28 protein-coding genes are annotated in these 26,055 nt (G+C 44.3%); 18 read left to right on the top strand and 10 right to left on the bottom strand.

What is annotated here, in order from left to right; genetic code table 11:
- Positions 1-110: 110 nt before the first annotated feature.
- Positions 111-560 (top strand): VOC family protein, encoded by a 450-nt coding sequence (locus tag G4D73_RS06330; RefSeq protein ID WP_004281708.1) that lies wholly within the window; start codon positions 111-113, stop codon positions 558-560.
- A gap of 65 nt (positions 561-625) precedes the next feature.
- Here the strand turns inward: G4D73_RS06330 and G4D73_RS06335 are convergent, their stop codons facing one another.
- The 3 genes from G4D73_RS06335 to G4D73_RS06345 form a co-directional block, all read right to left on the bottom strand.
- The gene (locus tag G4D73_RS06335; protein ID WP_005106136.1) at positions 626-1,111 is read right to left on the bottom strand and encodes a DUF934 domain-containing protein; all 486 of its coding nucleotides are present in this window, start codon (positions 1,109-1,111) and stop codon (positions 626-628) included.
- A complete protein-coding gene (locus G4D73_RS06340; RefSeq protein WP_213687619.1) occupies positions 1,104-2,747 on the bottom strand; it encodes a nitrite/sulfite reductase in 1,644 nt (547 codons plus the stop codon). The genes G4D73_RS06335 and G4D73_RS06340 overlap by 8 nt, the downstream gene beginning before the upstream one ends.
- Positions 2,748-3,001: 254 nt before the next feature.
- Positions 3,002-4,123 carry a CaiB/BaiF CoA transferase family protein gene (locus G4D73_RS06345; RefSeq protein WP_213687620.1) on the bottom strand — a complete coding sequence of 374 codons (1,122 nt, stop codon included), beginning with the start codon at positions 4,121-4,123 and terminating at the stop codon, positions 3,002-3,004.
- Positions 4,124-4,336: 213 nt separating this feature from the next.
- Here G4D73_RS06345 and G4D73_RS06350 point away from each other — a divergent pair, with 213 nt between their 5' ends.
- The 4 genes from G4D73_RS06350 to G4D73_RS06365 all read left to right on the top strand — a co-directional run bounded on the left by G4D73_RS06350 (position 4,337) and on the right by G4D73_RS06365 (position 9,406).
- Positions 4,337-5,347, top strand: a complete 1,011-nt coding sequence (locus tag G4D73_RS06350; protein ID WP_004645946.1) for an AraC family transcriptional regulator — start codon at positions 4,337-4,339, stop codon at positions 5,345-5,347.
- Positions 5,348-5,545: 198 nt separating this feature from the next.
- Positions 5,546-6,751 (top strand): acetyl-CoA C-acetyltransferase, encoded by a 1,206-nt coding sequence (locus G4D73_RS06355; protein WP_213687621.1) that lies wholly within the window; start codon positions 5,546-5,548, stop codon positions 6,749-6,751.
- Between the two features lie 11 nt (positions 6,752-6,762).
- The gene (locus tag G4D73_RS06360) at positions 6,763-8,898 is read left to right on the top strand and encodes a 3-hydroxyacyl-CoA dehydrogenase NAD-binding domain-containing protein (protein WP_213687622.1); all 2,136 of its coding nucleotides are present in this window, start codon (positions 6,763-6,765) and stop codon (positions 8,896-8,898) included.
- Positions 8,899-9,061: 163 nt separating this feature from the next.
- The gene (locus G4D73_RS06365; RefSeq protein ID WP_213687623.1) at positions 9,062-9,406 is read left to right on the top strand and encodes a hypothetical protein; all 345 of its coding nucleotides are present in this window, start codon (positions 9,062-9,064) and stop codon (positions 9,404-9,406) included.
- 69 nt (positions 9,407-9,475) lie between these two features.
- Here G4D73_RS06365 and G4D73_RS06370 read toward each other — a convergent pair whose 3' ends face one another.
- Positions 9,476-9,907, bottom strand: a complete 432-nt coding sequence (locus tag G4D73_RS06370) for a GNAT family N-acetyltransferase (RefSeq protein ID WP_213687624.1) — start codon at positions 9,905-9,907, stop codon at positions 9,476-9,478.
- Positions 9,901-11,124 carry a class I SAM-dependent methyltransferase gene (locus G4D73_RS06375; protein WP_213687625.1) on the bottom strand — a complete coding sequence of 408 codons (1,224 nt, stop codon included), beginning with the start codon at positions 11,122-11,124 and terminating at the stop codon, positions 9,901-9,903. The genes G4D73_RS06370 and G4D73_RS06375 overlap by 7 nt, the downstream gene beginning before the upstream one ends.
- Positions 11,125-11,226: 102 nt before the next feature.
- Here G4D73_RS06375 and trhA point away from each other — a divergent pair, with 102 nt between their 5' ends.
- The 3 genes from trhA (at position 11,227) to G4D73_RS06390 (ending at position 13,854) form a co-directional block, all read left to right on the top strand.
- Positions 11,227-11,871, top strand: coding sequence for a PAQR family membrane homeostasis protein TrhA (gene trhA, locus G4D73_RS06380; protein WP_213687626.1), 645 nt, complete (start codon positions 11,227-11,229; stop codon positions 11,869-11,871).
- A gap of 142 nt (positions 11,872-12,013) precedes the next feature.
- Positions 12,014-13,321 carry an MFS transporter gene (locus G4D73_RS06385; protein ID WP_004281697.1) on the top strand — a complete coding sequence of 436 codons (1,308 nt, stop codon included), beginning with the start codon at positions 12,014-12,016 and terminating at the stop codon, positions 13,319-13,321.
- 131 nt (positions 13,322-13,452) lie between these two features.
- Positions 13,453-13,854, top strand: coding sequence for a hypothetical protein (locus tag G4D73_RS06390; RefSeq protein ID WP_213687627.1), 402 nt, complete (start codon positions 13,453-13,455; stop codon positions 13,852-13,854).
- A 24-nt stretch (positions 13,855-13,878) separates the two neighbouring features.
- Here G4D73_RS06390 and G4D73_RS06395 read toward each other — a convergent pair whose 3' ends face one another.
- Positions 13,879-14,889, bottom strand: a complete 1,011-nt coding sequence (locus G4D73_RS06395) for a metallophosphoesterase (RefSeq protein ID WP_213687628.1) — start codon at positions 14,887-14,889, stop codon at positions 13,879-13,881.
- A gap of 101 nt (positions 14,890-14,990) precedes the next feature.
- Here G4D73_RS06395 and G4D73_RS06400 point away from each other — a divergent pair, with 101 nt between their 5' ends.
- On the top strand, positions 14,991-16,625 hold the full coding sequence (locus tag G4D73_RS06400; protein WP_213687629.1) for a phospholipase D family protein: 1,635 nt from the start codon (positions 14,991-14,993) through the stop codon (positions 16,623-16,625).
- Between the two features lie 36 nt (positions 16,626-16,661).
- On the opposite strand, the gene G4D73_RS06405 is transcribed toward G4D73_RS06400, so the two are convergent.
- The gene (locus G4D73_RS06405; protein WP_004645956.1) at positions 16,662-17,471 is read right to left on the bottom strand and encodes a lysophospholipid acyltransferase family protein; all 810 of its coding nucleotides are present in this window, start codon (positions 17,469-17,471) and stop codon (positions 16,662-16,664) included.
- A gap of 189 nt (positions 17,472-17,660) precedes the next feature.
- Here G4D73_RS06405 and G4D73_RS15615 point away from each other — a divergent pair, with 189 nt between their 5' ends.
- From G4D73_RS15615 to G4D73_RS06440, 8 genes are all read left to right on the top strand, one after another.
- Entirely contained in the window at positions 17,661-17,792 is a 132-nt protein-coding gene (locus tag G4D73_RS15615) for a hypothetical protein (protein WP_005104169.1), read from the top strand.
- Positions 17,793-17,869: 77 nt separating this feature from the next.
- A complete protein-coding gene (hflX, locus tag G4D73_RS06410; RefSeq protein ID WP_004732184.1) occupies positions 17,870-19,210 on the top strand; it encodes a ribosome rescue GTPase HflX in 1,341 nt (446 codons plus the stop codon).
- 40 nt (positions 19,211-19,250) lie between these two features.
- On the top strand, positions 19,251-19,622 hold the full coding sequence (locus tag G4D73_RS06415; RefSeq protein ID WP_213687630.1) for a hypothetical protein: 372 nt from the start codon (positions 19,251-19,253) through the stop codon (positions 19,620-19,622).
- A gap of 9 nt (positions 19,623-19,631) precedes the next feature.
- Positions 19,632-20,306, top strand: a complete 675-nt coding sequence (locus G4D73_RS06420; protein ID WP_213687631.1) for an LrgB family protein — start codon at positions 19,632-19,634, stop codon at positions 20,304-20,306.
- Positions 20,307-20,392: 86 nt separating this feature from the next.
- Complete coding sequence (locus G4D73_RS06425; protein ID WP_004281689.1) at positions 20,393-20,839, top strand: DUF2147 domain-containing protein; 447 nt, start codon at positions 20,393-20,395, stop codon at positions 20,837-20,839.
- A 204-nt stretch (positions 20,840-21,043) separates the two neighbouring features.
- Positions 21,044-21,493 (top strand): DUF2147 domain-containing protein, encoded by a 450-nt coding sequence (locus G4D73_RS06430; protein ID WP_213687632.1) that lies wholly within the window; start codon positions 21,044-21,046, stop codon positions 21,491-21,493.
- Between the two features lie 60 nt (positions 21,494-21,553).
- Entirely contained in the window at positions 21,554-22,003 is a 450-nt protein-coding gene (locus G4D73_RS06435; protein ID WP_005266048.1) for a DUF2147 domain-containing protein, read from the top strand.
- Between the two features lie 147 nt (positions 22,004-22,150).
- Entirely contained in the window at positions 22,151-22,597 is a 447-nt protein-coding gene (locus G4D73_RS06440) for a DUF2147 domain-containing protein (protein ID WP_004281686.1), read from the top strand.
- Positions 22,598-22,649: 52 nt separating this feature from the next.
- On the opposite strand, the gene G4D73_RS06445 is transcribed toward G4D73_RS06440, so the two are convergent.
- Genes G4D73_RS06445 through pdxA form a run of 3 tightly spaced genes read right to left on the bottom strand, consistent with a single transcriptional unit; the run spans position 22,650 to position 25,316 of the window.
- Positions 22,650-23,495, bottom strand: a complete 846-nt coding sequence (locus G4D73_RS06445; RefSeq protein ID WP_213687633.1) for a symmetrical bis(5'-nucleosyl)-tetraphosphatase — start codon at positions 23,493-23,495, stop codon at positions 22,650-22,652.
- Between the two features lie 6 nt (positions 23,496-23,501).
- Positions 23,502-24,314, bottom strand: a complete 813-nt coding sequence (gene rsmA, locus G4D73_RS06450) for a 16S rRNA (adenine(1518)-N(6)/adenine(1519)-N(6))-dimethyltransferase RsmA (RefSeq protein WP_213687634.1) — start codon at positions 24,312-24,314, stop codon at positions 23,502-23,504.
- Between the two features lie 33 nt (positions 24,315-24,347).
- On the bottom strand, positions 24,348-25,316 hold the full coding sequence (pdxA, locus tag G4D73_RS06455) for a 4-hydroxythreonine-4-phosphate dehydrogenase PdxA (protein ID WP_213687731.1): 969 nt from the start codon (positions 25,314-25,316) through the stop codon (positions 24,348-24,350).
- A gap of 305 nt (positions 25,317-25,621) precedes the next feature.
- Here pdxA and rplM point away from each other — a divergent pair, with 305 nt between their 5' ends.
- Positions 25,622-26,050 (top strand): 50S ribosomal protein L13, encoded by a 429-nt coding sequence (gene rplM / locus G4D73_RS06460; RefSeq protein ID WP_004281682.1) that lies wholly within the window; start codon positions 25,622-25,624, stop codon positions 26,048-26,050.
- The last annotated feature ends 5 nt before the right edge of the window (positions 26,051-26,055 follow it).

Raw genomic sequence — 26,055 nt, forward strand, 5'->3', positions numbered from 1 at the left:
CCTCCTGATCTGGAGGATTTTTTTCGCTTACATTTTGATAAAGCTTGCTCGCGCAAAATACCACAAAGTGGCGTAGATTAAAGCAAGCAAAATAAAAAGGGAGTTCTCCCATGCAACTGAATCATTACCTCAATTTCCAAGGTCAGGCTGAAGCAGCCTTTAACTTTTATAAATCAGTTTTTGGAGGCGAATTTTCAAGTCTGAGTCGTTATGGTGAAATGCCAACTGAAGAAGGTGTCACACTGTCGGAAGTGGATAAAAATAAAATCTTGCATATCTCACTTCCCATTAACGAATTTACAGAACTGATGGCATCCGATACGAATGATCAATTTTGCGCGCAAACCAATACCGTGTTTACGCAAGGTAATAACCACTATATTTCCATTAACTTAGACGCTAGCGAACAAGCTGAAGCACAACGACTCTTTGATGCTTTATCGGTGAATGGTCAAATTGAGATGCCGCTAGAAAGAACTTTTTGGGGCGCACTTTATGCCGCCTTTAGCGATCAGTTTGGAATCCACTGGATGATCAACTGTCAACTTGAAGAAAATTAAAGGTTTTTATCAAGACATAAAAAAGCCGGAATCAATCCGGCTTTTTGACAGTAACTTAATTTAAATTATGCACCTGTTTGATAATGTGCCTGTGCAACCGCAGTCGATGCCTGATACGGATTTCTGAAATCATTCAAACCAGCAGCAGCTTCCTGAATATCCTTACCTTCTTTAATCACAAAAGTATCGAAACCAGAACGCTTCATGTAATTCAGTACATCTTTGAATACATCTCCAGTAGCACGCAATTCGCCCTGGAAACCCTGACGGCGAAGAAGTGCTGCAAATGAATAACCACGGCCATCATTAAAACCGGCAAACTCAATAAAGATTGCATCGAGCTGATCGAGCGGAAAATCATTGGTTTCAGGCGAAGCATCTACAGTTAAGTACAATGCTTTTTTGCCTGTCACATTGGTAATTTGATCTAACTGTTCAACAGTTAATACCACATCACCCTGAGGCAAAACACCATCTTCACCCATCAATTGATAGGTATTGTCTGCAATCGTGCCATCTTTAGAGAGTACTTGAAGTGCGGTATTAAGCATATGCACGCTCCTTAAATGGTTGAATGCCGACACGGCGATAAGTATCGATAAACTCTTCACCTTCCTGACGCAGGTCAAGATAAGTATTCAAAATTTCTTCTACGATATCTGGTACGACCTCGGCTGCAAATGATGGGCCAAGAATGTCACCAATCGACGCATCATGATCCGCATTTCCACCAAGCGTAATCTGGTAGAACTCAGCGCCTTTTTTGTCTACACCTAAAATACCGATGTTACCAACGTGGTGGTGACCACAGGCATTCATACAGCCTGAAATATTCAGATCCAGTTTACCTAGGTTATAAATCGTATCCAGATCATCAAAACGGCGTGAAATTGCTTCAGAAATCGGAATCGATTTCGCATTCGCCAATGAACAGAAATCACCGCCCGGGCAGCAAATAATGTCGGTCAAGAAACCGATATGCGCACGTGCCAGGTTGTTTTGGTCAAGGGTTTGCCATACAGCGAACAAATCTTTTTGTGGGACATCGACCAGGGAAATGTTTTGTTCATGCGTGGTACGCAGCTCACCGAAAGTGTACTGATCGGCAAGATCTGCAATCAGGTTCATTTCTTCTGTGCTGACATCACCCGGTGCAATCCCGGCACGTTTCAGTGAAATCGTCACGATACGATAACCTTTCACTTTATGTGCATTGGTATTGATATTGAACCACTGTTTGAATTTCGGATATTGTGCAAACAGTTCAGTGAAATCTTCATCTGCATAATCTTGATAATCGAATGGCGTGAAGTTCTGATCCATTTTCGCCAAGGTGTCTGCATCGATTTTCAGTGTTTTAATCGTATGCTCAAATTCAGCTTCAACTTTCTCGGCAAATACTGCTGGTGTTAACGCTTTTACCAGAATCTTGATACGCGCTTTATATTTGTTGTCGCGACGGCCATGCAAGTTATACACACGAAGTACTGCTTCCAAATAAGCAATCAGGTCTTCACGTGGCAAGAACTCACGAATAAAGCTACCAATCACTGGCGTACGGCCGAGGCCACCACCGACTTTGATTTTATAGCCCATTTCGCCTGCTTCATTACGCACGATATACACACCGATATCGTGGAATGCAGTGGCTGCACGGTCAGTTTCTTCAAGCGCAGAGACTGCAATCTTGAATTTACGTGGCAAGAAGGCAAATTCCGGATGGAAGGTTGACCATTGACGGATCAACTCACAGGTCGGACGTGGATCGGCAATTTCACCTGCAACCACACCGGCATACTGGTCAGTGGTGGTATTACGGATACAGTTACCTGATGTTTGGATCGCATGCATTTGCACAGTGGCCAGTTCAGCCAGCATATCCGGCACATTTTCCAGCGCAGGCCAGTTAAACTGGATGTTTTGACGGGTCGAAATATGCGCGTAGCCACGGTCATATTCTTTTGCCAAATCAGCCACTTTACGAAGTTGTTTTGAGTTCATCAAACCATAAGGCACGGCAATACGTAACATTGGCGCATAACGCTGTACGTACAAACCATTTTGCAGACGAAGCGGACGATACTCATCTTCAGTGAGTTTACCGGCTAAATAACGTTCCGTTTGGTCACGGAACTGTGCAACACGTTCATTAATCAGTTGCTGATCAAAATCAGTATATAAATACATGGCGTACAGCTAGTAGTTTCTATTATATCGCCGGCAAGGATAGCGAGATTGAACCTATCAATAAAATGCTTTTTATACATATTTCATAGCGGTTTTATTGATAAGCCTGACAAAGTTTCACGGATCTCGGTATTTACAGCACTGGATTAAATTTAAAGTAATAATGATGAAAATCTTCAATTATTATTACTTATTTTCATATAGGAAAAATTTCCTCTCATTTCATTAATAATCTAATTAACACGTTAAGAATATTACCAATTTTGACTTTCTCCCAATTGCTGTCCTACAAACTCATAGCGTATCGTAGAACGTGAAAATTTAATCGGACAAGCCAATTGTGCTTCGGTCTGCTGACTGCTGGATTTGAGTGGCACCTGTACTATCCATCCCCGCTGCTGAGCCAGATCAGAATGTAACGCTTCTTCAAGTCTGAGCACCGGTTCGACACAGACATCCAGCGCGGCAAACAGCATTTGCCATTCAGCTAATGACTTGGTCTTGATTTTATTCTGAATCGCCTGCTTCACCACAGCATGATCTTCAGCGGCATAAGAAGCGCCTTTGTCCAGGAGAATCGGCAGCTCTAAAGCCTGTGCCAGCCCCTGCATAAATGGTGGTTCCAGACTACCAATCGACAAATAACGCCCATCCTGGGTTTCATAATAATCATAGAAAGTTCCACCATTCAGATAGCCGGATTCTGGAGATTGATGCTGATTGCCAGCCAGACTGGCAGAAGCTGCCAGATTGCTCATCGTTACCACACAATCGGTCATGGAAATGTCAATGTACTGGCCTTTGCCACTTTGTTGGCGTTCAATCACCGCGGCCAGAATCGCAATCACGGCATGCATGGAACCACCTGCAACATCGGCGACCTGAATTCCCAAGGCTGGTGGACCATTTTCAATCCGGCCACTGTGTCCGGCAATTCCGGACAAAGCCAGATAATTAATGTCGTGCCCTGCCTTATCTTTATATGTGCCAGTTTGGCCGTAACCGGTAATGGAACAGTAAATCAGTTTCGGATTAATTTCGCTTAAGGTTTGATAGTCTAGCCCAAGACGTTGCATTACACCGGGACGGAATTGCTCAATCACAATGTCATAATCTGCAATCTTGGATTTAACCAGTTCAATATTCGCAGGATCTTTCAAATCCAGTGCAACCGATTGCTTGTTTCGGTTCAAATAACTTTGTGAAGTGGCCTGTCCATTGGCAAAGGGTGGCATTAATCGCAACAGGTCCGGTCGGGTTGGTGATTCAATATGCACAACTTCTGCACCTAAATCAGCAAGATATAATGTGGCAAACGGGCCGGGTAAAAGTGTAGAAAAATCTAGGATTTTCAATCCTTTTAATGCATATGACATTGGAGTATTTGCTCTACTTATATTGCTTTTTTCAGCATCTTAGGCACATAAATGCATAAAAACAATGTCATGTTCAGCCATTTACCTTGATAGTTTCGGCAATCTAATATGTAAGAAAATGGCAAAGGTATTCTTGTAAATTGCCATTGCTTTATTATTTTTCGTCATTTAGGTCAATTATTAGTGAACATTAAAGAGACTGAAGGATTAAACATGAGTCGTGATACGATCAGTATCCACTTCGTCAATGCAGCCTTATCTGGCGTTAAGCGTCTGGGCATGGATGTCGATACTTTATTGTCTCACGTCGGGATTGAAGCAGAACTGCTGCATCAGCCCAAAGCGCGTATTTCGCCTGAACAATATACCCGCTTTATTAAAATGCTGTGGATGGTGACCCAGGACGAGCATGTCGGCTTTGACAAACAGCAACGCCGGTTGGGTACTTTTGCGATCATGTGCCAGCTGATCATTCATGCCAAAACTCTGGGTGATGCACTGGAACTGTCTTCCCAGTTCTACAAACTCTTTGGTGATGACTGGTCGGTGACCCTGGAACGCGACAAACACGAAGCACGTCTGGTTCCGCTGATTCCAAATGCGATGGATCCGGATCATTTCATTACTGAAAGCATGCTGATGATCTGGCATGGCTTGGCGTCTTGGCTCATTGAGCGTCGCCTGCCACTGGAACGCGTGCATTTTAGCTACCCTCGTCCAGACCATGCCGATGAATATGATGCCCTGTTCTTTGCGCCGGTAATGCAGTTCGATATGCCACGCACCGAGATCACTTTTGCTGCGGATTATCTGGACCTGCCAATTCGCCAGAATGAAGAAACCTTAGAAGAGTTTTTGAAAGCTGCGCCGGCACAATTGCTGGTGAAATTCAAAAACACCAACTCGCTGACTTCACGTATTCGTGATGTGCTGAAGAGCCAGATTGGCGAAGAAATGCCGACATTAAACGATGTCGCGTCGATGCTTTATCTATCACCGCAAACCTTGCGCCGCCGTCTGGCAGCCGAAGGCAAAAGCTATCAAGGCGTAAAAGATGCCTTGCGCCGTGATGCAGCAATTCACCTGTTACTTAATCCGGATCTGACCCTTGAAGATGTTGCACAACAAGTCGGTTTCAGTGAAACTAGTACTTTCCACCGCGCCTTCAAGAAATGGACCGGTGTAACCCCGGGTCTGTATCGTCAATTGCATGGCTATCATTAATCAAATGATGTTGCGAAATAACATTTAAAAATTAAAATCAGTTCTCTCCGCCTAAGCATTAGCTTAGGCTTTTTTATAATTACAATTGGCTAAATCGCTCAATTGATCTGACCCGTTCTCGTCATTGCACTTCAAAAATTAAGGATTACACTCGAATCATTAGAATAATTTTCATTAAATCAATAAAAGGAACATGCTATGAGCGAGGCATATATTATTGACGCCATTCGTACGCCACGCGGAAAAGGCAAAAAAGATGGATCTTTACATCAAGTAAAACCCATTTCATTACTGACTGGTTTACTCAATGAACTGAAAGACCGTCACGGACTGGACACCTCAAAAGTCGATGATATTGTGCTGGGTTGTGTCACCCCGATTGGTGATCAGGGGGCCGATATTGCCAAGACCGCTGCCATTGCTGCGGGTTGGGACAATGATGTCGCTGGCGTGCAAATCAACCGTTTCTGCGCTTCCGGACTCGAAGCTGTCAATCTGGCCGCACAAAAAGTCCGTTCTGGCTGGGAAGATCTGGTCGTTGCAGGCGGCGTCGAATCCATGTCCCGCATAGCGATGGGTTCTGATGGCGGCCCTTGGGCGCTTGACCCTGAGACCAATATGGCCTGTGATTTTATTCCGCAAGGTATCGGTGCAGATTTAATTGCCACGATTGACGGTTATACGCGTTCTGATGTAGATCAATTTGCCGAACAATCACAACAGAAAGCAGCTGCCGCTCAAGCCAATGGTTATTTCAACGCCTCTGTTATCCCGGTAAAAGACAAAGCTGGTGTGGTGATTCTGGACAAAGATGAATTTATCAAACCAACAACGACCGCAGAAGGCCTGGGCAAACTCAATCCAAGTTTCGCCACTATGGGGCAAATGGGCTTTGATGCAATTGCCCTGCAAAAATATCCTGAAGTGAGTGCTGTCAATCATGTGCATCATGCAGGGAATTCTTCAGGCATTGTCGATGGTGCGGCTGTGGTTTTGATCGCATCGGAACAAGCAGTAAAAGAACAAGGTCTGAAGCCACGTGCCAAAGTACTGGCGACGGCACTGGTCGGTGCAGATCCGACCATTATGCTGACCGGCCCTACCCCGGCTGCTCGTAAGGCCTTGGCGAAAGCCGGTTTAACAATTGATGATATTGACCTGTTTGAAGTCAATGAAGCTTTTGCTGCCGTGGTGATGCGCTTTATCAATGAAATGAAGGTTGATCCTACCAAGGTGAATGTCAACGGCGGTGCAATTGCCATGGGACATCCACTCGGTGCGACTGGAGCCATGATTTTAGGCACTTTGCTGGATGAGCTGGAACGCCAGGGGAAAAAACGTGGATTAGCCACACTTTGCGTGGGTGGTGGTATGGGCATCGCAACCATTATTGAACTGGTTTAAGGAGAAAAACAATGAGCGCAATTCAGTTTGAAAAAAATGCCGACAATATTGTTATTTTAACTTTTGATTCTCCAAACCAGTCTGCCAATACCATGAATGCAGATTTTCGTGCTGCCTTGGCTGAAACTGTAGAAAAACTTAAAGCCGATGAAAACATTAGCGGTATCATTTTCCGGTCTGCGAAAAAAACCTTCTTTGCTGGCGGCGATCTGGATGAACTGATTCAAGCCACGCCTGAGCATGCGACTGAATTCTTCAACATGATTGAAGAGATGAAAGCACAAATGCGCTATATCGAAACTCGTGGCATTCCTGTCATTGCTGCCTTGAATGGTACGGCGCTTGGCGGTGGCTGGGAAATTGCCCTGTGTGCCCATTATCGTATTGCCCTGAATGACCCTAAAAGCAAATTTGGCCTGCCTGAAGTCACACTCGGATTATTACCTGGCGGTGGTGGTATCGTCCGCATGATCCGTCTGCTCGGTCTGCAAAATGCCTTTCCCTTATTGATAGAAGGCAAACAGTTTGCAGTGGATAAAGCCAAATCTTTAGGGTTGATTCATGAGGTCGCAGACAGTACCGATGAATTGCTGGAAAAGGCCATTGCCTGGATCAAAGCCAATCCAAAATCTCAGCAGCCATTTGATGTAAAAGGCTATAAAATTCCGGGGGGTAGCCCTTCGACACCGGCGATTGCACAAATGCTGGCTATTGCCCCGGCGATGCTGCGCGATAAAACCAAAGGCTGTTATCCTGCGCCTGAAGCGATCATGTCGGCTGCGGTAGAAGGTGCACAGGTCGATGTCGATACTGCCCTGACCATTGAATCGCGTTACTTTACTTATTTGGCGACCAGTCAAATTTCTAAAAATATGATTGGCACTTTCTGGCATGGTCTGAATGCAATCAAGTCCGGTGCCAGTCGCCCTCAAGATATTGAAAAGTGGAAAGCCACTAAAGTCGGTATTTTAGGTGCAGGCATGATGGGTGCTGGGATCGCCTATGCCACTGCCAGCACAGGCATTCCAGTAGTTCTGAAAGATATTTCATTAGAAGCGGCTGAAAAAGGCAAATCCTATAGCAAGAAACTGCTGGATAAAAAAGTCGCTCAAGGGCGTTTATCAACCGAGAAACGAGATCAGTTTTTAAGCCTGATTCAAACAACTGCATCGAATGAAGATCTAGCGGGTTGTGACCTGATCATTGAAGCCGTCTTTGAAAATCCCGCGCTCAAGGCTCAAGTCACGCAAGAGGCAGAGCAATATCTTGCCAGCAACGGCGTAATGGCTTCGAATACCTCGACCCTGCCGATCACAGAATTAGCCCAGGCTTCAAAAAATGATCAGAACTTTATCGGCCTGCATTTCTTCAGTCCGGTCGATAAAATGCAGCTGGTGGAAATTATCAAAGGTAAAAATACCTCGGCAGAAACGCTGGCCAAATCTTTCGATTTCGTGCAGCAAATTGGCAAATTACCGGTTGTGGTAAATGACAGCCGGGGTTTCTTTACCAGCCGCGTGTTTGGTACCTTTGTGCAGGAAGGTTTACGCCTGCTGGCAGAAGGTGTACATCCAGCGCGAATTGAAATGGCTGCACTCAAAGCCGGTATGCCGGTGGGCCCATTGGCAATTCAGGATGAAGTATCCTTGACCTTGTCTGAACATGTAGCCAATGAAAGATACAAAGCTTTAGAAGCACAAGGTCAGACCATCACTAAATCACCTGCGGATGACGTGATTCACAGCATGATTTACGAATTTAACCGTAAAGGTAAGGCTGCAGGCGCAGGTTTTTATGATTATCCGGCCGATGCAAAAAAGCAGCTCTGGTCTGGTCTCAGCCACTGGAAAAAAGACAACGATATTTCTGAACAGGAAATGATTGACCGCTTCCTGTTTGTACAGGCACTGGATACCGTACGTTGTCTGGAAGAAGGTGTCCTTGAATCTGTCGTCGATGCCAATGTGGGTTCTATTTTTGGTATTGGCTTTGCCGCCTGGACGGGCGGTGCTGTACAATTCCTGAATCAGTATGGACTGGCCAAAGCCGTGACCCGTGCCAAAGTACTTGAAAATAAGTATGGCGAACGCTTCAAAGCCCCACAACTCCTCAAAGATCGCGCAGCACATGCCCAGCCGATTCAATAGTGTGGCCACTTAAATAAAAAAGAGGAACGTGTTTCCTCTTTTTTTATCCTCTGGATTTGCTTCACGCACTGAACAGAGTCATGTGATGACAGATTTCGATCTGCTTTTTGATCAATTTATGTTATAAAGTTACATAAGTTTGGTATCCACGTGGGTAAAACCTATGACTGATCACAGTTCACCTGAAAAATCTCCTTGGGGTTGGAAAGCACTTATCATCTTCTGTATTTTAGGTGGATTATTCATGCTTATTTTTTGGCTCGCGATAAGTAATGAACCAGATTACATGCCAAGCCAGCAAAATAAACAAACTACCCAGCAACACGCTTTTAAAAATGCACCGACGATGTCTCCAGAAGCCATTGCCAAAGCGCAAGCAGATCGTGAAGCACGTGAAGCTGCCAATGGTCATCCAGGTACGACAGCCGCTGAACACAATATATCAGCTGAAGAACATGCCAATATGGATAATGCCGAGCACAGCTCAAATGCAGCGCATGGCCACTAATTCAAATTCAGGCTATGCATCAAAAAGCGAGGTCAATGCCTCGCTTTTTTGTATTTGAAGGGCTGAAAATTAAAGTTTTAAATACATATCAATATGCGGAATACCACAATCCAGATATTCCTCACCTTGAACTTCGAATCCCAGCGCTTGATAGAAGCCAATGGCGTGCACTTGCGAAGACAGCTTGACCAACCCACGCTGCTCGGCACGCGCATAGTCAATTACAGCCTGCATCAAGCGCTGACCAACACCTAAACCACGTGCTGTGGTTAGGACTGCAACCCGACCGATACTGTGATTTGACAATAATCGTGCTGTAGCAATCGCCTGATCCTGCTGAAAAACAATGAAATGTACAGCAACCGCATCCTTAGCATCCCATTCATCTTCAGCTGCAATATGCTGTTCTTGAATAAACACGGCTTCACGAATCGCTTTGGCATGCGCTGCCAAATCCTTCCAGCTGCCGGACACTATTTTCAATTCTGGATTATTTAGCATTTAGAACCAATTCCCTGCTGATCCCATTGATCATTAAGCAACAATTCCAGTGAATGTTTCTGGATCCCATACATCTCTTTTAGTGCCTGGATTTGTGCCAGAACTTCCTGATCGGGTTGTTGATAGTCTTTGCGTTTTGTTGCCAGAATCATTTTATTTTTACTGGTATGTTCCAGCGCCACAAATTCAAAAACTTTGGTTTCATAACCATAAGCTTTGAGCAGTAAAGCACGAATGGTATCGGTCAACATTTCTGCCTGCTGTCCGGCATGAATACCAAACTGTAACATCGGGCTGAGGACTTTTGGCGCCTGCAACTGCGGACGCAATTCCTTATGACAACACGGTGCACACATGATCATCTGCGCATTCAGACGAATGCCACTATGAATCGCAAAATCTGTTGCTACATCACAGGCATGCAAGGCAATCATTACATCTAGACGTTCCGGTGCATAGGTACGCACATCCCCTTGGAAAAAGTCCAACTGATCAAAACCGGATTGTTGCGCGACATTCTGGCAGAACTCGACCATTTTTGGATTAAGCTCTACCCCGGTAACATACGGCGTTTGACCATGTTTTTGCATATAGTCATATAAAGCACAGGTCAGATAGCCTTTACCCGAACCAAAATCCACCACGCGCAGGCCTTCAGCCTGTGGCTTAATCTGTGCCAAGGCACCTGAGAAAATTTCCACAAACTTGTTAATCTGCTTCCATTTACGCGCCATACTCGGAATGATTTGCGCTTTTTGATCGGTAATACCGAGATGCTGGAGAAAGATACTGTCCTGATCGACAAAACGTTGTTTAATCCGGTCATGACCTTGTTCAGCAGGCTTCACCTGATTCATCGCGGCTTTATGTTTGCTACGCGTTAACATAGCTTTTTTCTTGTTTTTTTTCAGCTGTAATTCTTCATCTACTGTCATCAGATTGGCCTGTTTGCAACACGCCAGTAGTGAAGTAACCTGGAATAATGCTTCATCTAAAGGATAATTTTTCGTGACATCCTGCGTCTTGTAACGATATAGACAGCTCAATACGCGCTGTTCATTTAATGTAATGACTCGCAAGGTCATTTTCTCTAAATCCTGCAGTTCACCTTTATACTGGCTTAAGATCAGGCGATCGAATTGATTCCTTTCAACAGCTTGCTGAAAGGTATCCAAGAATTGCTGTTCCTGATCTGAGAGAGTTGCCAACGTTGACATAGATAAAACCTGAAATGAATTGCGCATCAAGTTTAAATCTTCTTAACCTAAAAGCAAAATTGAATTACTATACAAGTGTATATTTGAAAAAGAATGACAATCATGCAGAATGCTCCACTGGTTCCAGATTATGATCAAAATGAGGAACGGATTAACTATATTAGTCATGGTGTAGGTGCCGGACTGTCTATTGTTGCTGGTATTCTTTTGATTATTAAAGGGTCTTACCTAAGTACTGGACAATGGATTGGACTGTGGGTTTATGCACTCAGCATGATTCTGCTGTTTTCTGCTTCCATGCTTTACCACATGGCCACTGCAGCAGACCGCCGTTATTTTTATAAAAAAATCGACCATACTGCGATTTATTATTTAATCGCCGGAACCTATACTCCTTTCCTGTCGATTGCCATTCCGACCGCCAAAGCCCAGTATTTATTGATTGCACTGTGGGTGATTGCCATTCTTGGAACACTTTTCAAGTTCGTTTTCATTCATCGTTTCCAGAAACTTTCTTTGGCGGCTTATCTGGCCATGGGCTGGCTGGCACTACTGGTGATTGATGATATGCAGCAATATTTAAGTGCTCAATCTTTAACCTTTCTCATCATTGGTGGACTCGCTTATACCGTGGGTGCATTGTTTTACGCTTTAAAAAGAGTAAGATATACCCACGCTATCTGGCACATATTTGTATTGATAGGCGCAGGATCACATTTTCTGTCTATCTATCTTTACGTGATTTAATCATCTCCTTTTTCATTTCAGTGACCCTGAGCGAGTTGAAGCGAGAAGATTGCAGTTGTTTTTTTAAAAAATTACGCCTTTTTTAAAAAGATTACGCTTTTAAAACTAAGTTTTTTTATTTTTAGTAAGTGTAAGGTTTTCCATGGCGTCGTCTAATTCTGCTGCTCAGCCAGCACAAAATTCAAAATTTCGCGTTTTAACAGCGAGCTTGGTAGGCACCACAATCGAGTTCTTCGATTTTTATATTTATGCCACCGCTGCTGTCATTATTTTTCCGTATCTGTTCTTCCCTACCAGTACAGATCCGATGACCGCAACCATTCAGTCTCTTGCGACTTTTGCCATTGCCTTTATTGCCCGTCCGATTGGTGCAGCATTATTTGGTCATTTAGGTGACCGGATCGGACGAAAAGCCACCTTGGTCGCAGCTTTGCTGACTATGGGGATTTCAACCGTTGCGATTGGCCTGTTACCAACTTATGCGCAAATCGGAATTGCTGCGCCATTGTTACTTGCACTGTGCCGTTTAGGTCAGGGCTTGGGGCTGGGTGGTGAATGGTCAGGTGCGGTACTGCTTGCCACCGAAAATGCACCTGAAGGCAAGCGTGCCTGGTATGGCATGTTCCCGCAACTGGGTGCTCCAATCGGCTTTATTCTGGCGACAGGTTCCTTCCTGACCCTTGGCGCTTTCATGTCTGAAGCTGACTTTATGGCGTGGGGCTGGCGTATTCCGTTTATCTCAAGTGCCTTGTTGGTAATTGTCGGTTTATGGATTCGTCTAAAATTGCATGAAACCCCTGCTTTCCAGAAAGTGCTGGATAAACAAAAAGAAGTGAACGTTCCTTTTGTTCAGGTGTTTAAAAAGCATTCTCGTATGCTGGTTCTGGGTACGATTGCTGCAATCTGTACATTCGTTGTGTTCTATCTTACTACGGTATTTGCATTGCAATGGGGAACCAAACAACTCGGTTATTCTCGTGAAGAATTCCTGCAATTGCAGTTAGTTGCAACCCTGTGTTTTGCTGCATTCATCCCGCTTTCAGCAGTATTGGCAGAGAAATTTGGCCGTAAGACTACTTCCATTGCGGTATGTGTCATTTCTGCGATCTTCGGTATCTTCTTTGCAGATATGCTTGAATCTGGCAGCACCTTGGTGGTGTTCCTGTTCTTGTGTATTGGTCTGGCGATCATGGGCTTAACTTATGGGCCAATCGGTACGGTATTGTCTGAAATCTTCCCGACTTCAGTACGTTATACGGGTTCTGCATTAACCTTTAACTTGGCAGGCATCTTCGGTGCATCATTTGCACCGCTAATCGCAACCAAGCTGGCAACGGCCTATGGTTTGTCTGCAGTCGGTTATTACCTGACCGCAGCATCTATCCTGTCGCTTGTCGCGTTTTTACTGATTCGTGAAACCAAAAATGATGATGTAAACAATCAGATCTAAGATTTTAGATTGATTCAAAAGCCAGCACTCGATGCTGGCTTTTTTATGATTTCACAACAAAATTCGGCTACTTATCTTGTTAAATTTGCTCAACAATCAAATGAACTCAATTCAAAAAATGAGGCAAGGCCATGCAGGATCTTATCGAATACCTCTCGCAGGAGCAGTTGGTCAATATCATTATTTTGCTGGAAGATGATAAAAAATTAGAAGCTGTTCGCTATATCACCGAGAACACACCCTTGGATGAAGCTCAGGCACTGCAAGTGATTGATGAAATTGTGCGGGAACATGATGTGGTCATGAAGCATGAAAGTACCGGTCCACGCTTTAGTGATGATGCCGGTGATATCGACCTGGTGACACCGCCACTGGAAATCCCCGCCCATCCTAGTTTGAGCACATCCACAGAAGCTGAAATCACTGCGCAACAATTACGTGAAAATGTGCCAACCCGAAAAATCGAAAAGAAAATTTGGATGATGGCGGCCGTCGCGGTGGTGTTATTGATTCTGATCTGGATCATCAGTTAACGCGGTACAGCACGTCGACTGAATTTAAATCAGTTCAATAATATCAATGGTAGGCGGCACCCGGAAACGGAAAGGCACACCGACCAAGCCGGTACCGACAGTAACGAACACATCTGCATGTTCATGGCGGTACATGCCCTTTTTATGTCCCAAAATTGAAACCTTTTTCATGACGTAATTAGTTAGCCAAGGCAGCTCTACCTGTCCGCCATGAGTATGCCCGGACAGCATCAGAGGGCGCGTCGGCAGTTTCGGAATCATATCGACCGTATCCGGGTTATGCGAAAGAATGACCCAGGGCTTGTCCTGAGGCAGGTCGGGCAAACTGCGCATGTCGGCTTTTCCAGCCCAGAGATCACCCACCCCCAAGAGGCGAAACTCATCAAATTCGACAATTTGACCTTCAATATCCATGACCTGATTGACTTGTAGTGCATAGTGCAATAATTCTCGAATTGGCGGTCCGGGATATTGCTCATCGTGATTACCATTGACCGAATAGACCGGAGCGTGAATCTCTTTTAAAACTGCCAGTTCCTGTGCCAGTTTATTTTCTGGTTCATAAGTCCAGTCGCCGGCGACCACCACCAAATCAGGTTGAATATGATTTAATTTGTGTACAATTTGTCGCAACTGACGCTCATGACCCGAAAACAAACCGATATGCAAATCTGCAATCAGGGCGATTTTCATCGGCTGCTTTAAACGTTTATCTGCATTGATCTGATATTGTGTCGTTTTCACTTGAATTAAATGCGGCTCGATAAAGCGTGCATAAGTCAAAACCCCACTAAGCAGAAATACAAAAATGGCTTCATGCAGTGAATAATACCCCGTCCATCCAGCATAAATACTGAAGAAAACCAAAGGGATTAATAAATAGGCAAGATAAAACGCCAGCAAATGACCAAAAGCTTTAAAGGGATGAATGGTTTCGGTACGTGATTGGCTCGACCATGCCTGAGCCACAGCCCAGATGGCTAAAATCGCCATTCCCAGATAAAAATAAAACAGTACGGAATTCGAATCCCACATAAATTGGCCTTATTCAGTCGAGCAGCAGATTACTGGCTTTATATTTATCTTTTCATAGCTGGCAATTATACTCAATTCTAATTTTTCATTCTTCGACTTATATGGCCACTGCTCCCCGCGATCAAGTTCATCTTCAATCCTCAGGTTTTATGCGCACTCATCGCTATAAAGCCGGCATTTTACTGAGCTGTAGCCTGGTACTGGGTCTGCCTGCATGTAGCACCTTACCCAAGCAAACCGAACAGCCAAGCCAGATGGCATTTGAAACGGATACATCGCAAACCAGCCTGGCACAAATTGTTGAACCTTTACGTGATCAGAACATCGGGTTGACCGGTTATCGCGTGCTGTATGATCCGCTTGAAGCACTGGCTGCGCGGATTCAGCTGATTAATAAAGCGGAACGCAGTCTGGATCTGCAATATTACATCTGGGATAACGACCGGATCGGTGCCCTCGCCCTGCATGCGATTATTCAGGCAGCGGATCGTGGCGTAAAAGTGCGCCTGTTGATGGATGACAATAATGCCAAGAAAATGGAAGGGATTTATCTGGCCTTAAACCAGCATCAGAATATCGATGTCAAACTGTATAACCCCTATCGCTTCCGTAAATACCGCGCCATGGACATGGTGCTGGATTTAAAACGCATTAACCGCCGCATGCATAATAAAAGCTTTATTGCCGATAACCAGATTGCCTTGATTGGCGGGCGCAATATGAGCAACCAGTATTATAATGTCAGTGAAAGCTATCAGTTCTCTGATGTCGATGTGATGCTGGTCGGTGCGGCATCGGATGAAATCATTCATTCCTTCGATGAATACTGGAATGATGATTATGCCTATCCGGTGCAAGAGGTTGTGAATCCACGGCATCATGGCTTACGTTTTCCAAGCTTAAAAGAACAGCTAGAAACCCATAGTCAGGATCCAGCGACTCAAAATTATCTGGATCTGGCCAATCGTTCCAGAGTCTTTGACCAATGGCTGGAACAAAACATTCAGCTGGATTGGGTGGAAGCTGAAGTGGTCAAAGATCCACCGAGCAAAATCAAAGCCAAGGCCAAAACCGAAGAACACCTGAATTTCCAGTTATTACAGCGCCTGGAAAAACCTGAACAAAGTGTCGATATTGTCTCTGCCTATTTTGTCCCGGAAAAAATTGGTGCAGACCGTTTAAAGAAACTGGTGAATGAGAATATCAAGGTTCGCGTCCTGACCAACTCTTTTAAGGCCAACGACGTTGCCGTGGTGCATGCCTTTTATGCCAAATATCGTCAGGATCTATTGGAAAATGGGGTGCAGCTGTATGAGTTCTTGGCAGCGCCAGAAGCTAATCACCTAAATGCCAATACTGAGGAAATTTCGAAAAAAGCTAAAGTCAGCCTGAAAGGATTGAGTCGTTCTAGCCTGCATGCCAAGTTGATGGCACTGGATCAAAAACAGGTGTTTATTGGTTCCTTTAACTTTGATCCGCGTTCAGCTTATCTAAATACTGAAATTGGCGTATTGCTAAACAGTCCGTCTTTGGCACGTGCAGTACACGACACCATGGACAAAAATCTGAGTAAATATGCTTATAAGCTGGTGCTCGATGCGAATCAGAACATTAACTGGAAAATCAAGAAAGCCAATGGTGACGTTCAAACATTTACCAAAGAACCCAAAATGAAATGGTATCAGAAAGCTGGACTTAAACTGTTGTCGTGGCTGCCGATTGAAGGTTTTATGTAAGCTTGATTTGGTGGATAAAACCATAAAAAAAGCCTCTTATTGAGGCTTTTTTAATACCCGTGACTGAAGTTCAACCAGGCCAGTCTGCATTTTTTCCTGGACCACACGGGTGAGGCTTTCAACCGTATGCCCTTCAGTGGCAATTGCAGGTAAAGCCACTAAATGTGCAATGACTTGCGGCATTTCCAGTACTTTTTTGACATGGGCAGCAAAACTGATGTCATTGACAAACGGCGCAACCATATCCAGTTCACCCTGCTGATTCACATAACAAATCAGACAGATTTGTACAGGACGCTGCGCTTCAATCGCGGCGCCTAAAATCCGGCCGTGCACTTTTTTGATGGCTCGCCCATCAGAAGTCGTCGCTTCAGGAAAGAACAGCACCGGAATATTCTGTTTCAGGAAACCGGTAATTTGTTCACGAATCCTGACGGAATCTCCTGAACCACGTTTAATAAATAAGGTGCCACCACCCTTGGCCAATTTGCCTAGAATTGGCCAGTTCTCAATTTCTGCTTTCGCCAGAAAAAATACGCGTGCCCCTGAACCCAGAACTGCAATATCGAGCCAGGACACATGGTTACTGACCCATAAGGCGGGTTCACGCGGAATCTCGCCATGTACCCGCACTTCGATATTGAATACTTTGCATAACTGGCGGCAAAAATGTTGCACATAGCGAGTATTGGTCGGGTTATTCGGATTTTTATATAAGCCATGACGAAAAACCAAATAGAACCCCTCACTGATGGTGGCCAATGAGGCGGTAATTTTCCGGCTATACAGAAAAAACTTGGCCAAGCCTTCGATATCTGGAGTCTGGTTTTGTACAGTTGAGTTCATAAAAACGTCATTAAATCCTAAGCGAGATACAGGGAATATCCACGAATTAAACTCATTCTATACTGTTCATTCGCAACTTGCATTGATAATAAAAATCGACCAATAGCATCTATATCTTCAATTTTAATTGGATTAAAAAATCATTCAAAATAAAACTATCGAAATATTAGATTGAAAAGGATCGTAGCCATGCCAGATCAAACCCAGCCCGCGAACGACACACCTCCGCCTTTACAAGTGCTCAAATATATTTTGGGCGGCACCTTCATCTATGCCGTGGTACTGGTAACACTTGCACAACTGTTTATCAGCGCACTTTAAACCAAAGCCGCGCTAATTCAGTATCTGCTCAGCCCTTTTTCAACTACACTAAAGTTTTCAAGTGGAGATTGGCCTGAGTGGAATATTTACAACAACATCGAGGGAAAGAGCGCGTCATTCTGGTGAGTGTCAGCGTACAAATGCTGGATGACCTTGATGCTGAAGAGTTTCGTTTACTGGCCCAGTCTGCAGATGCTGAAATTCTGGAACATATTTATGCTCAGCGGGTGAAACCCGATGCCAAATTTTTTATCGGCTCCGGCAAGGCAGAAGAAATCGCTGAACGTGTTGAAGAGCTGGAGGCCAATCTGGTCATTTTTGACCATGCCCTAACCCCAGCCCAAGCCCGTAATCTGGAACAGGTGATTAAATGCCGCGTGGTCGATCGTACTGAACTGATTCTGGATATTTTTGCCCAGCGTGCCCGTACCTATGAAGGTAAGCTGCAAGTCGAACTGGCACAGCTGCAACATTTATCTTCACGTTTAATTCGTAGTCGTGGCAATCTCGACAGCCAGAAAGGCGGGATTGGTTTACGTGGTCCGGGTGAAACCCTACTGGAAACAGACCGCCGTTTGCTGCGTATCCGTATGGGACAGCTCAAGGCACGCATTGATAAAGTCCGCCAGACCCGGATGCAAGGCCGTGTTGCCCGTCAAAAAGCAGCTGTTCCAACAGTATCTTTAGTCGGCTATACCAATGCCGGCAAGTCGACCCTCTTTAATTTACTCGCCAACAGCGATGTCTATGCAGCCGATCAGCTGTTTGCAACCTTGGACCCTACTTTACGGCGTCTGGAATGGGATGGGATTGGCAATCTGGTGCTGGCCGATACGGTAGGTTTTGTCCGTAACCTTTCCCATTCGCTGGTTGAATCCTTTAAAGCAACTTTGGAGGAAACCGTAGAAGCCACGCTGTTACTGCATGTCATTGATTCAAGCAGCCCAGAAATGCTGGAGCAGATTGAAGCTGTAGAAAAAGTGCTGAAAGAAATTGGCGCAGATGTGCCGATCTTGCAGGTTTACAATAAAATTGACTGTAGCGGTGAAGAAGCCAAAATTATTTATCGACGTCCAGGTGAACCGGAACGGGTCTATGTTTCGGCACATAGTGGCGAAGGTATCGACCTGCTGCGTAAAGCGGTACATGAGTCCTTGATGGGGCAACTACAGTCCTTCGATTTAATCCTGAAACCTGCCTACGGCAAGCTGCGTAACCAGCTCTATGGTCTGAATGTGATTCAGTCTGAACATTATGATGATGAAGGCCAACTGCATCTGCACATTCGAATTGCGCCACAAAAACTGGAACAATTGATTAAACAGGCGCATTTACCCTTGGATGAAATTCTGGGCAAACAGGCGCAGCAGTTTCAACGTCCACTGGAAGCGTTTGAAATCCAGTCAAAGATCGAGTAAAACTTGATAAGTAAACTTATTAATATTAATGATTATAGCAATGAACTGGATAAAACGAATAGATTGGCCAGCATGGATCGGCACCCTGTTACTTATTATTGTCTTTCGGGAAGCTTCGGTCTGGTTAATGACCCAACTGAATCATCCTGAATTAGGCAATCTGGTCGGGTTATTGAGTCTTTTAATTGCGCTGTTTACCTGGCGCTACTTTGGCAAACTCCCCGCTCGCCTCGTGGATACCAATAACAAGCTCATGAAGGAAAGCGCCTTTGCCTTCCTGCCTGTCAGTGCAGGTGCACTGATGATGCTGGCTCATATGGGCCAGAAAATCCCCGCCTTCTTGTTCATCATGTTTTTCAGCACCCTGATTCCTTTATGGATTTACGCCAAAATGGCCAAGCGCTGGTTATAGGAGTTCCGCATGTTATCTATTCTGTATGGCTTTACGGTTACCCTTATCGCCTATCTGATTGCCAAACCCTGTAACCGATTCATTCCGCAAATTCCCGTCATCGTGTTCAGCATGTTCTTTATCCTGGCAATTCTATTTGTGCTCGGCATTCCCTATGAAAATTATATGGATGAAGTTAATCCACTCTTCAACCATTTACTTGGCTATGTGACTGTTGCCTTGGCCATTCCGTTGGCCGCAATGCGCTACGATGACTTGCCGCTCAAAGCCATTATCGGCATTTTGGTTTTTGCCAGTATCAGTGCTGTCGCCTTACCGATGGGACTGGCTTATCTGCTGCATATGTCCTCTGCAGACATTATGGCGTTTGCTACCCGTGCCGTGACTACTCCAATTGCGATTAATATTGCCACCCTGCTGGATGCACCCATCAGCATGGTGATTCTGATTGTGATTCTTTCTGGCGTGATTGGTGCAGCCTTTTCGCCATTTATTCTCAAACATATTAATGATGAGCGCGCTTCTGGACTGGCTTTAGGACTAGCCGCACATGCCATTGGTACAGCTCAGGCCTGGCAGCGTGGCAGTATTGCAGGACGTTATGCCGCATTTGGTATGGCCGTCAATGCAGTCTTTACCGCGGTCTGGTTGCCTACGTTTATACTTTATTTGCAAAAAATGTGACTAGTGAATCAAATTAATCATTTGTTTTATGTGGTAATCGTTCTTACTATAGAGTAAGAACTCTAATCCAACTTAGGAACAGATATATGAATAAAGTTCAATTTTTTTCAACTTTACTTTTAGCCTCTTTCAGCCATCTGGCTTTGGCCTCTGACCTTTCAGGGACATGGAGAAATATTGACGACAAAACTGGTTCACCTAAAGCATTCCTGGAAATTCGTGAGACGGCTTCCGGCGTCTATGCTGCCAAGATCACAAAAATCACCCCACGTCCTGGATATACACCGAAAGAAAACTGTGTGTCCTGTCCTGCACCTTATACCAATAAACCTATTCTCGGTCTGGATGTGCTCACTGGCTTAAAGCACGTCGGCAATAACAGTTTTGCTCAAGGCAAGCTGCTTGATCCATTATCAGGGAATCTTTATAACACCAAGGCAAAATTAAGTGCCAATGGGAAACGTCTGATCCTACGTGGCTATATCGGCGTTTCAGCGCTAGGCCGTAGTCAAACCTGGATTAAGCAGGATTAATTCCTGCTTTATTAAATAAAATGTGACGGGGTTATGCTTTAGTAGATAGAAGCTTGCATTTTAATGCATTAAGTTGTATGAATATTAAACATATGCTTTTTTCATGCAATATAGATTATGAAAGTGTATTAACGTAGTTTGCATCATCGTTCACCACATGGAATTAGGTGAATGTTCATAAAAAAATAAGGATAAGGATATCGCATGTATAAAATCGCAATTTTAACTGTTTTTTCAGCTTCTTTATTCACAGGCTCTATGGCTTTTGCTCAGGAGTTATCTGGTCTCTGGCAACAGATTGATGATAAAACTGGTTCACCTAAAGCATTGATTGAAATGAAAACTCAGGCTGATGGCTCCTATACCGGAACGATTACTAAAGTCACACCTCGCCCAGGTTATATACCACGAGAAAAATGTGTCAAATGTCCATCACCTTATACCGATAAACCGATTTTGGGATTAGACGTCATTAAAGGACTAAAACCTACCACCAAAAATAACTATGCACATGGCCGGGTACTCGATCCACTTACCGGCAAAATTTATGATTTAAAAGGGCGGATTTCTGCCAATGGGAAACGACTGACTTTACGTGGATATATCGGAATATCTGCGATTGGTCGCACACAAACCTGGATTCGCCAGGATTAATAAAAACAGCACTTTTGTGTCGAGGATATTTTATTCATCTATAAAAAAGGAATAAATATAATGAAACAAACTAAATTAGGATTAATGTTCATCGCTGCACTGATGACTGGGACTGCTTATGCACAGGATCTGACTGGCATCTGGCAGCAAATTGATGATAAAACCGGCTCACCAAAAGCGATTATTGAAATTCGTCAAAATGATAATGGGACTTTTGCCGGAAAAATCATCAAAGTGACTCCACGTCCAGGCTATACCCCACAAAAGACCTGCAATAAATGTCCCGCGCCTTATACCAATCAACCGATCCTGGGTATGGATGTATTGACTGGCTTAAAACATGTGGAAGGCACCAATAATTATGAAAAAGGTAAAGTGATTGATCCATTGGCAGGTAAAGTTTATGATGCTCGAGTGCGTCTAAATGCCAATGGTAAACGTTTAACCTTGCGTGGTTATGTGGGTGTGTCCGCTTTAGGCCGTAGCCAGACCTGGATTCGCCAAGATTAATACCTAATTCTCATTATTCAAAAAAGCTGCCAAATTGGCAGCTTTTTGCAGTGTATCAACTCTATAGTATTCAGATAAGTGTTGACTATTTTAGTAAGATTTCTAACATGAGCGGGCGATGATAAAAATTCTTTGGAATGACTCTCTATGTTTAAAAAAATATTACTTGCCGCGCTTACAGCAGGATGTATGACCAATCTTTGGGCAGACGATATTACCGGGACCTGGCAACAAATTGATGATAAAACGGGGGCGGCTAAAGCAATTATCGTCATTAGCAAAGAAGCAAATAATACCTATTCAGGCAAAATTGTAAAAATCACGCCTCGCCCAGACTATAATCCACGTGAAAAATGCAATAACTGTCCTGCACCTTATACCAATCAGCCTATTTTAGGCATGACCATTTTAAAAGGCCTAAAACTGGTTGAAGGCACCAAGAACTATGACAAAGGTCGTATTATCGACCCATTGGCAGGTAAAATTTATGATGCAAAAATGCGTTTAAACAATACCGGTAAACGTTTAACCTTACGTGCCAGCATTGGCGTTTCAGTTCTAGGCCGTAACCAGACCTGGATTCGAGCAGACTAAATTTTAAAACTAAAAAAGCCACGTAATCACGTGGCTTTTTTAATAGCTTTACTTACATCACCGGATTATCTACTGCAAACATCTGCTGATCTTCTAGGCGGAATGCCATCAGTTGATTGCCCCAGACACAACCGCCATCTACATTCTGAATCTTGTTCGAAATGGTTTTACCGTTCAAAGCGGCCCAGTGACCAAACAGGATCTGATGAGTTTGTGCTGTCTGTGATTCAAACTCAAACCAGGGTCTGAAGCCTTCCGGCATTGGATCATTCAGTGAATCTTTAAAACTATATTCCAGACGTCCCTCAGCGTCAGTTAAACGCATTCGGGTGAGGTAGTTCACGATACAGCGAATACGTTCATGGCCTTGTAGCTGATCCGACCAAAGTGCGGGCTCTTTCCCGAACATTTCTTTCAGGAAATCATCCAGCACCTCAAAGTCATCATGAGCCATGATCGCTTCAACTTCTTGGGCCAATTGCGCAGTTTTTTCTGCACTCCAGATATTCGGAATCCCAGCATGCGTCAGAATGGTCTGCTCATTCGGAAATAGACACATTGGCTGTTTTCGCAGCCAGTCAATCAAGTCATCACTGTCGATCGCATCAATCACATCACGGACATTGTCTTTTTCTTTCACCGGTTTGATGCCGCGGGCATAAGCCAGCAAAGTCAAATCATGATTTCCCAAGACCGTCGCAGCCGCACCTTGTTCAGCCAGCTTTTTGATAAACCGCAACGCTGCAATTGAGTTTTCACCACGTGCAACCAAATCTCCAGCAAACCAGATAAAATCTTGTTCTGCATCAAACTGGATTTCTTTAAGCAAAGCTTTCAAGGCCTCAAAACAGCCTTGAACATCACCAATCACATAATTATATCGAGCAGTACGGTTCATCGTAATTTAAGCCACCATTTGATCTGAAAGTGCAACAAACTGTTCAAGGGTCAGGGTTTCTGGACGCGCCATCGGGTCAACACCCGCTTTTTCAAAACCCTCTTCAACCAGCATACCCTTCAAGCTGTTACGCAGAGTTTTACGACGCTGGGTAAATACATGCGATACCAGACGTGCTAGCGCTTTTTCATTCTTCGCCACAATCGGTTTAACTTTATAAGGCTCCAAACGGAACACTGCTGAGGTCACTTTTGGCGGCGGATTAAAAGATCCAGGTGGCACTTCGAACAAGAAAGTCGGTTTACAGAAATATTGAATCATCACCGACAGACGGCCATATTCTTTGGTATTGGGTGATGCGGTAATGCGGTCTACCACTTCTTTTTGCAGCATGAAATGCATGTCTTGCACTTTGTCACCAAATTCCAAGAGATGGAATAACAGTGGCGTTGAAATATTATAGGGCAAGTTACCGACGACACGTAATGGACGATCTTCCTGGAACAATTGAGAATAATCATATCTCAATGCATCGGCTTCAATAATGGTTAAACGTTCAGGATGCGGCACACGACCCGGCAGGCCAGCAGCCAGATCACGATCCAGCTCAAGTACGGTTAAGGCATCACATTCACCAATTAAAGGTGAAGTCAAAGCGGCCAGACCCGGGCCAATTTCTAGAATGTTCTGACCTGGACGCGGATTGACTGAGCTTACAATTTTGGCAATGACACGCTGGTCATGTAAAAAGTTTTGACCAAATCTTTTTCGAGCCTGATGCCCTTCATCTTTTGGGTTTAAGGCATTAATTTGATACATAAAAACATTTCCAACGTGAGTGATGAACAATAATCAGTGGCGCGCCAGATCGAGGGCTAAATCGACAGCAACGTGCAGGCTGGAACTTTTCGCAAGTCCCGTCCCCGCAAGGGAGAGTGCTGTGCCATGATCAACAGAAGTTCGAATAAACGGTAAGCCGAGGGTAATATTAATGGCTTCACCAAAACTCTGTGATTTTAACACAGGTAAACCCTGATCGTGATACATCGCCAGAACAGCATCGGCATCTTTTAGGTTTTCCGGGGTAAATAAAGTATCAGCAGGTAGGCTTAAACTCATGTTGATACCTTGAGCACGATAGCTTTCGAGTACCGGATTGATCACTTCAATTTCTTCCATCCCCAAATAACCGCCCTCACCCGCATGCGGATTTAAACCGCAAACCAGTATATTTGGCTGTTCAATCTTGAATTTGGATTTCAGGTCGTGAATCAGAATATCAATCACCTGATGCAAGCGTTCAGGCGTAATCGCATCTGCCACGGCACGAAGCGGAAGATGGGTAGTGGCCAAGGCCACGCGTAAAGTTTTGGTGGCCAGCATCATGACTACACGTGGAACACCAGCAAATTCCTGGTAATACTCGGTATGACCACTAAAAGAAATGCCCGCTTCATTTATCACGGACTTTTGTACAGGCGCAGTCGCGACGCCGACACTTTTTCCTGACATGGCATAGTCTGCGGATCGACGCAGTTGCTCCAGTACATAAGCCGCATTGTTCGGATTCAGCTCACCCAATACGACGTCTTGCTGCACGGGAACATGCTCTACAAATAGCTGACCGATGCCTGAAGATGACTCCTGTCCTTGATATTCAATCAGCTCAACCGATAATTTGAGTACCTGAGCACGTTGCTCGAGCATATGAATATCCGCCAATACCACAATTGGGCGCTCATCAACACGATCTGCAAGACTCAGGCAAATATCAGGACCAATTCCGGCAGGTTCCCCACTGGTGACATATAAAGGCAGCATCATCTTCTCAATTTGGCAAAGCTGAGAAATATTATAACCCGATCACGCCTACGCTGTAGTAATCATTGCAAAGAGTACTTATAAATCAATATTTTGATACCATTGAAACTATGGTTACAAATATAGTTGCAGTTTTTGTAGCATATAAGGGCTTAGGTCTTTCTTTCACCAGGGAGATTAGATAAAATACAGCGCTTGAAATTTTAATTTTCATTTGTGATTCTTCACGTATTCGTTTAGAATCGCGTCTCCTTTAGTTTGGACAGATTCCATAGTCCAAACCAACTATAATAGGTAGTGGTTTAATGAAAACTCTCAGCGCTAAGCCAGCTGAAGTTCAACACGACTGGTACGTTGTTGATGCTTCTGGCAAAACTTTAGGTCGCCTTGCGACTGAAATCGCTCGTCGTTTACGCGGTAAGCATAAAACTTCTTATACTCCTCACGTTGACACTGGCGACTACATCGTTGTTATCAATGCTGAAGAAATCACTGTGACTGGTAAAAAGTCACAAGATAAGAAATACTATCGCCACACTGGTTTCCCTGGTGGTATCCGTGAGACTAACTTTGAAAAGTTAATCGCTCACAAACCAGAAGCAGTTCTAGAAAAAGCTGTTAAAGGTATGTTACCTAAAGGTCCTCTTGGTTATGCAATGATCAAGAAAATGAAAGTGTATGCAGGTACTGAGCATCCACACGCTGCTCAACAGCCACAAGTTTTGGACATCTAAGGGAT

It is taken from the genome of Acinetobacter sp. WY4 (assembly GCF_018438165.1).
In the GTDB taxonomy this organism is placed as follows: Bacteria; Pseudomonadota; Gammaproteobacteria; order Pseudomonadales; family Moraxellaceae; genus Acinetobacter.

Excerpts from the sequence above, each read along its gene's own strand:
- G4D73_RS06430 (WP_213687632.1), top strand. The coding sequence starts at position 21,044 with ATGTATAAAATCGCAATTTTAACTGTTTTTTCAGCTTCTTTATTCACA.
- G4D73_RS06440 (WP_004281686.1), top strand. The coding sequence starts at position 22,151 with ATGTTTAAAAAAATATTACTTGCCGCGCTTACAGCAGGATGTATGACC.
- G4D73_RS06385 (WP_004281697.1), top strand. The coding sequence starts at position 12,014 with ATGGCGTCGTCTAATTCTGCTGCTCAGCCAGCACAAAATTCAAAATTT.
- G4D73_RS06365 (WP_213687623.1), top strand. The coding sequence starts at position 9,062 with ATGACTGATCACAGTTCACCTGAAAAATCTCCTTGGGGTTGGAAAGCA.
- G4D73_RS06415 (WP_213687630.1), top strand. The coding sequence starts at position 19,251 with ATGAACTGGATAAAACGAATAGATTGGCCAGCATGGATCGGCACCCTG.
- G4D73_RS06350 (WP_004645946.1), top strand. The coding sequence starts at position 4,337 with ATGAGTCGTGATACGATCAGTATCCACTTCGTCAATGCAGCCTTATCT.
- G4D73_RS06335 (WP_005106136.1), bottom strand. The coding sequence starts at position 1,111 with ATGCTTAATACCGCACTTCAAGTACTCTCTAAAGATGGCACGATTGCA.
- G4D73_RS15615 (WP_005104169.1), top strand. The coding sequence starts at position 17,661 with ATGCCAGATCAAACCCAGCCCGCGAACGACACACCTCCGCCTTTACAA.
- G4D73_RS06395 (WP_213687628.1), bottom strand. The coding sequence starts at position 14,889 with ATGTGGGATTCGAATTCCGTACTGTTTTATTTTTATCTGGGAATGGCG.
- rplM (WP_004281682.1), top strand. The coding sequence starts at position 25,622 with ATGAAAACTCTCAGCGCTAAGCCAGCTGAAGTTCAACACGACTGGTAC.
- G4D73_RS06345 (WP_213687620.1), bottom strand. The coding sequence starts at position 4,123 with ATGTCATATGCATTAAAAGGATTGAAAATCCTAGATTTTTCTACACTT.
- trhA (WP_213687626.1), top strand. The coding sequence starts at position 11,227 with ATGCAGAATGCTCCACTGGTTCCAGATTATGATCAAAATGAGGAACGG.
- G4D73_RS06445 (WP_213687633.1), bottom strand. The coding sequence starts at position 23,495 with ATGAACCGTACTGCTCGATATAATTATGTGATTGGTGATGTTCAAGGC.
- G4D73_RS06355 (WP_213687621.1), top strand. The coding sequence starts at position 5,546 with ATGAGCGAGGCATATATTATTGACGCCATTCGTACGCCACGCGGAAAA.
- rsmA (WP_213687634.1), bottom strand. The coding sequence starts at position 24,314 with ATGTATCAAATTAATGCCTTAAACCCAAAAGATGAAGGGCATCAGGCT.
- G4D73_RS06390 (WP_213687627.1), top strand. The coding sequence starts at position 13,453 with ATGCAGGATCTTATCGAATACCTCTCGCAGGAGCAGTTGGTCAATATC.
- G4D73_RS06330 (WP_004281708.1), top strand. The coding sequence starts at position 111 with ATGCAACTGAATCATTACCTCAATTTCCAAGGTCAGGCTGAAGCAGCC.
- pdxA (WP_213687731.1), bottom strand. The coding sequence starts at position 25,316 with ATGCTGCCTTTATATGTCACCAGTGGGGAACCTGCCGGAATTGGTCCT.
- G4D73_RS06435 (WP_005266048.1), top strand. The coding sequence starts at position 21,554 with ATGAAACAAACTAAATTAGGATTAATGTTCATCGCTGCACTGATGACT.
- G4D73_RS06405 (WP_004645956.1), bottom strand. The coding sequence starts at position 17,471 with ATGAACTCAACTGTACAAAACCAGACTCCAGATATCGAAGGCTTGGCC.
- G4D73_RS06400 (WP_213687629.1), top strand. The coding sequence starts at position 14,991 with ATGGCCACTGCTCCCCGCGATCAAGTTCATCTTCAATCCTCAGGTTTT.
- G4D73_RS06425 (WP_004281689.1), top strand. The coding sequence starts at position 20,393 with ATGAATAAAGTTCAATTTTTTTCAACTTTACTTTTAGCCTCTTTCAGC.
- G4D73_RS06340 (WP_213687619.1), bottom strand. The coding sequence starts at position 2,747 with ATGTATTTATATACTGATTTTGATCAGCAACTGATTAATGAACGTGTT.
- G4D73_RS06360 (WP_213687622.1), top strand. The coding sequence starts at position 6,763 with ATGAGCGCAATTCAGTTTGAAAAAAATGCCGACAATATTGTTATTTTA.
- G4D73_RS06370 (WP_213687624.1), bottom strand. The coding sequence starts at position 9,907 with ATGCTAAATAATCCAGAATTGAAAATAGTGTCCGGCAGCTGGAAGGAT.
- G4D73_RS06375 (WP_213687625.1), bottom strand. The coding sequence starts at position 11,124 with ATGTCAACGTTGGCAACTCTCTCAGATCAGGAACAGCAATTCTTGGAT.
- G4D73_RS06420 (WP_213687631.1), top strand. The coding sequence starts at position 19,632 with ATGTTATCTATTCTGTATGGCTTTACGGTTACCCTTATCGCCTATCTG.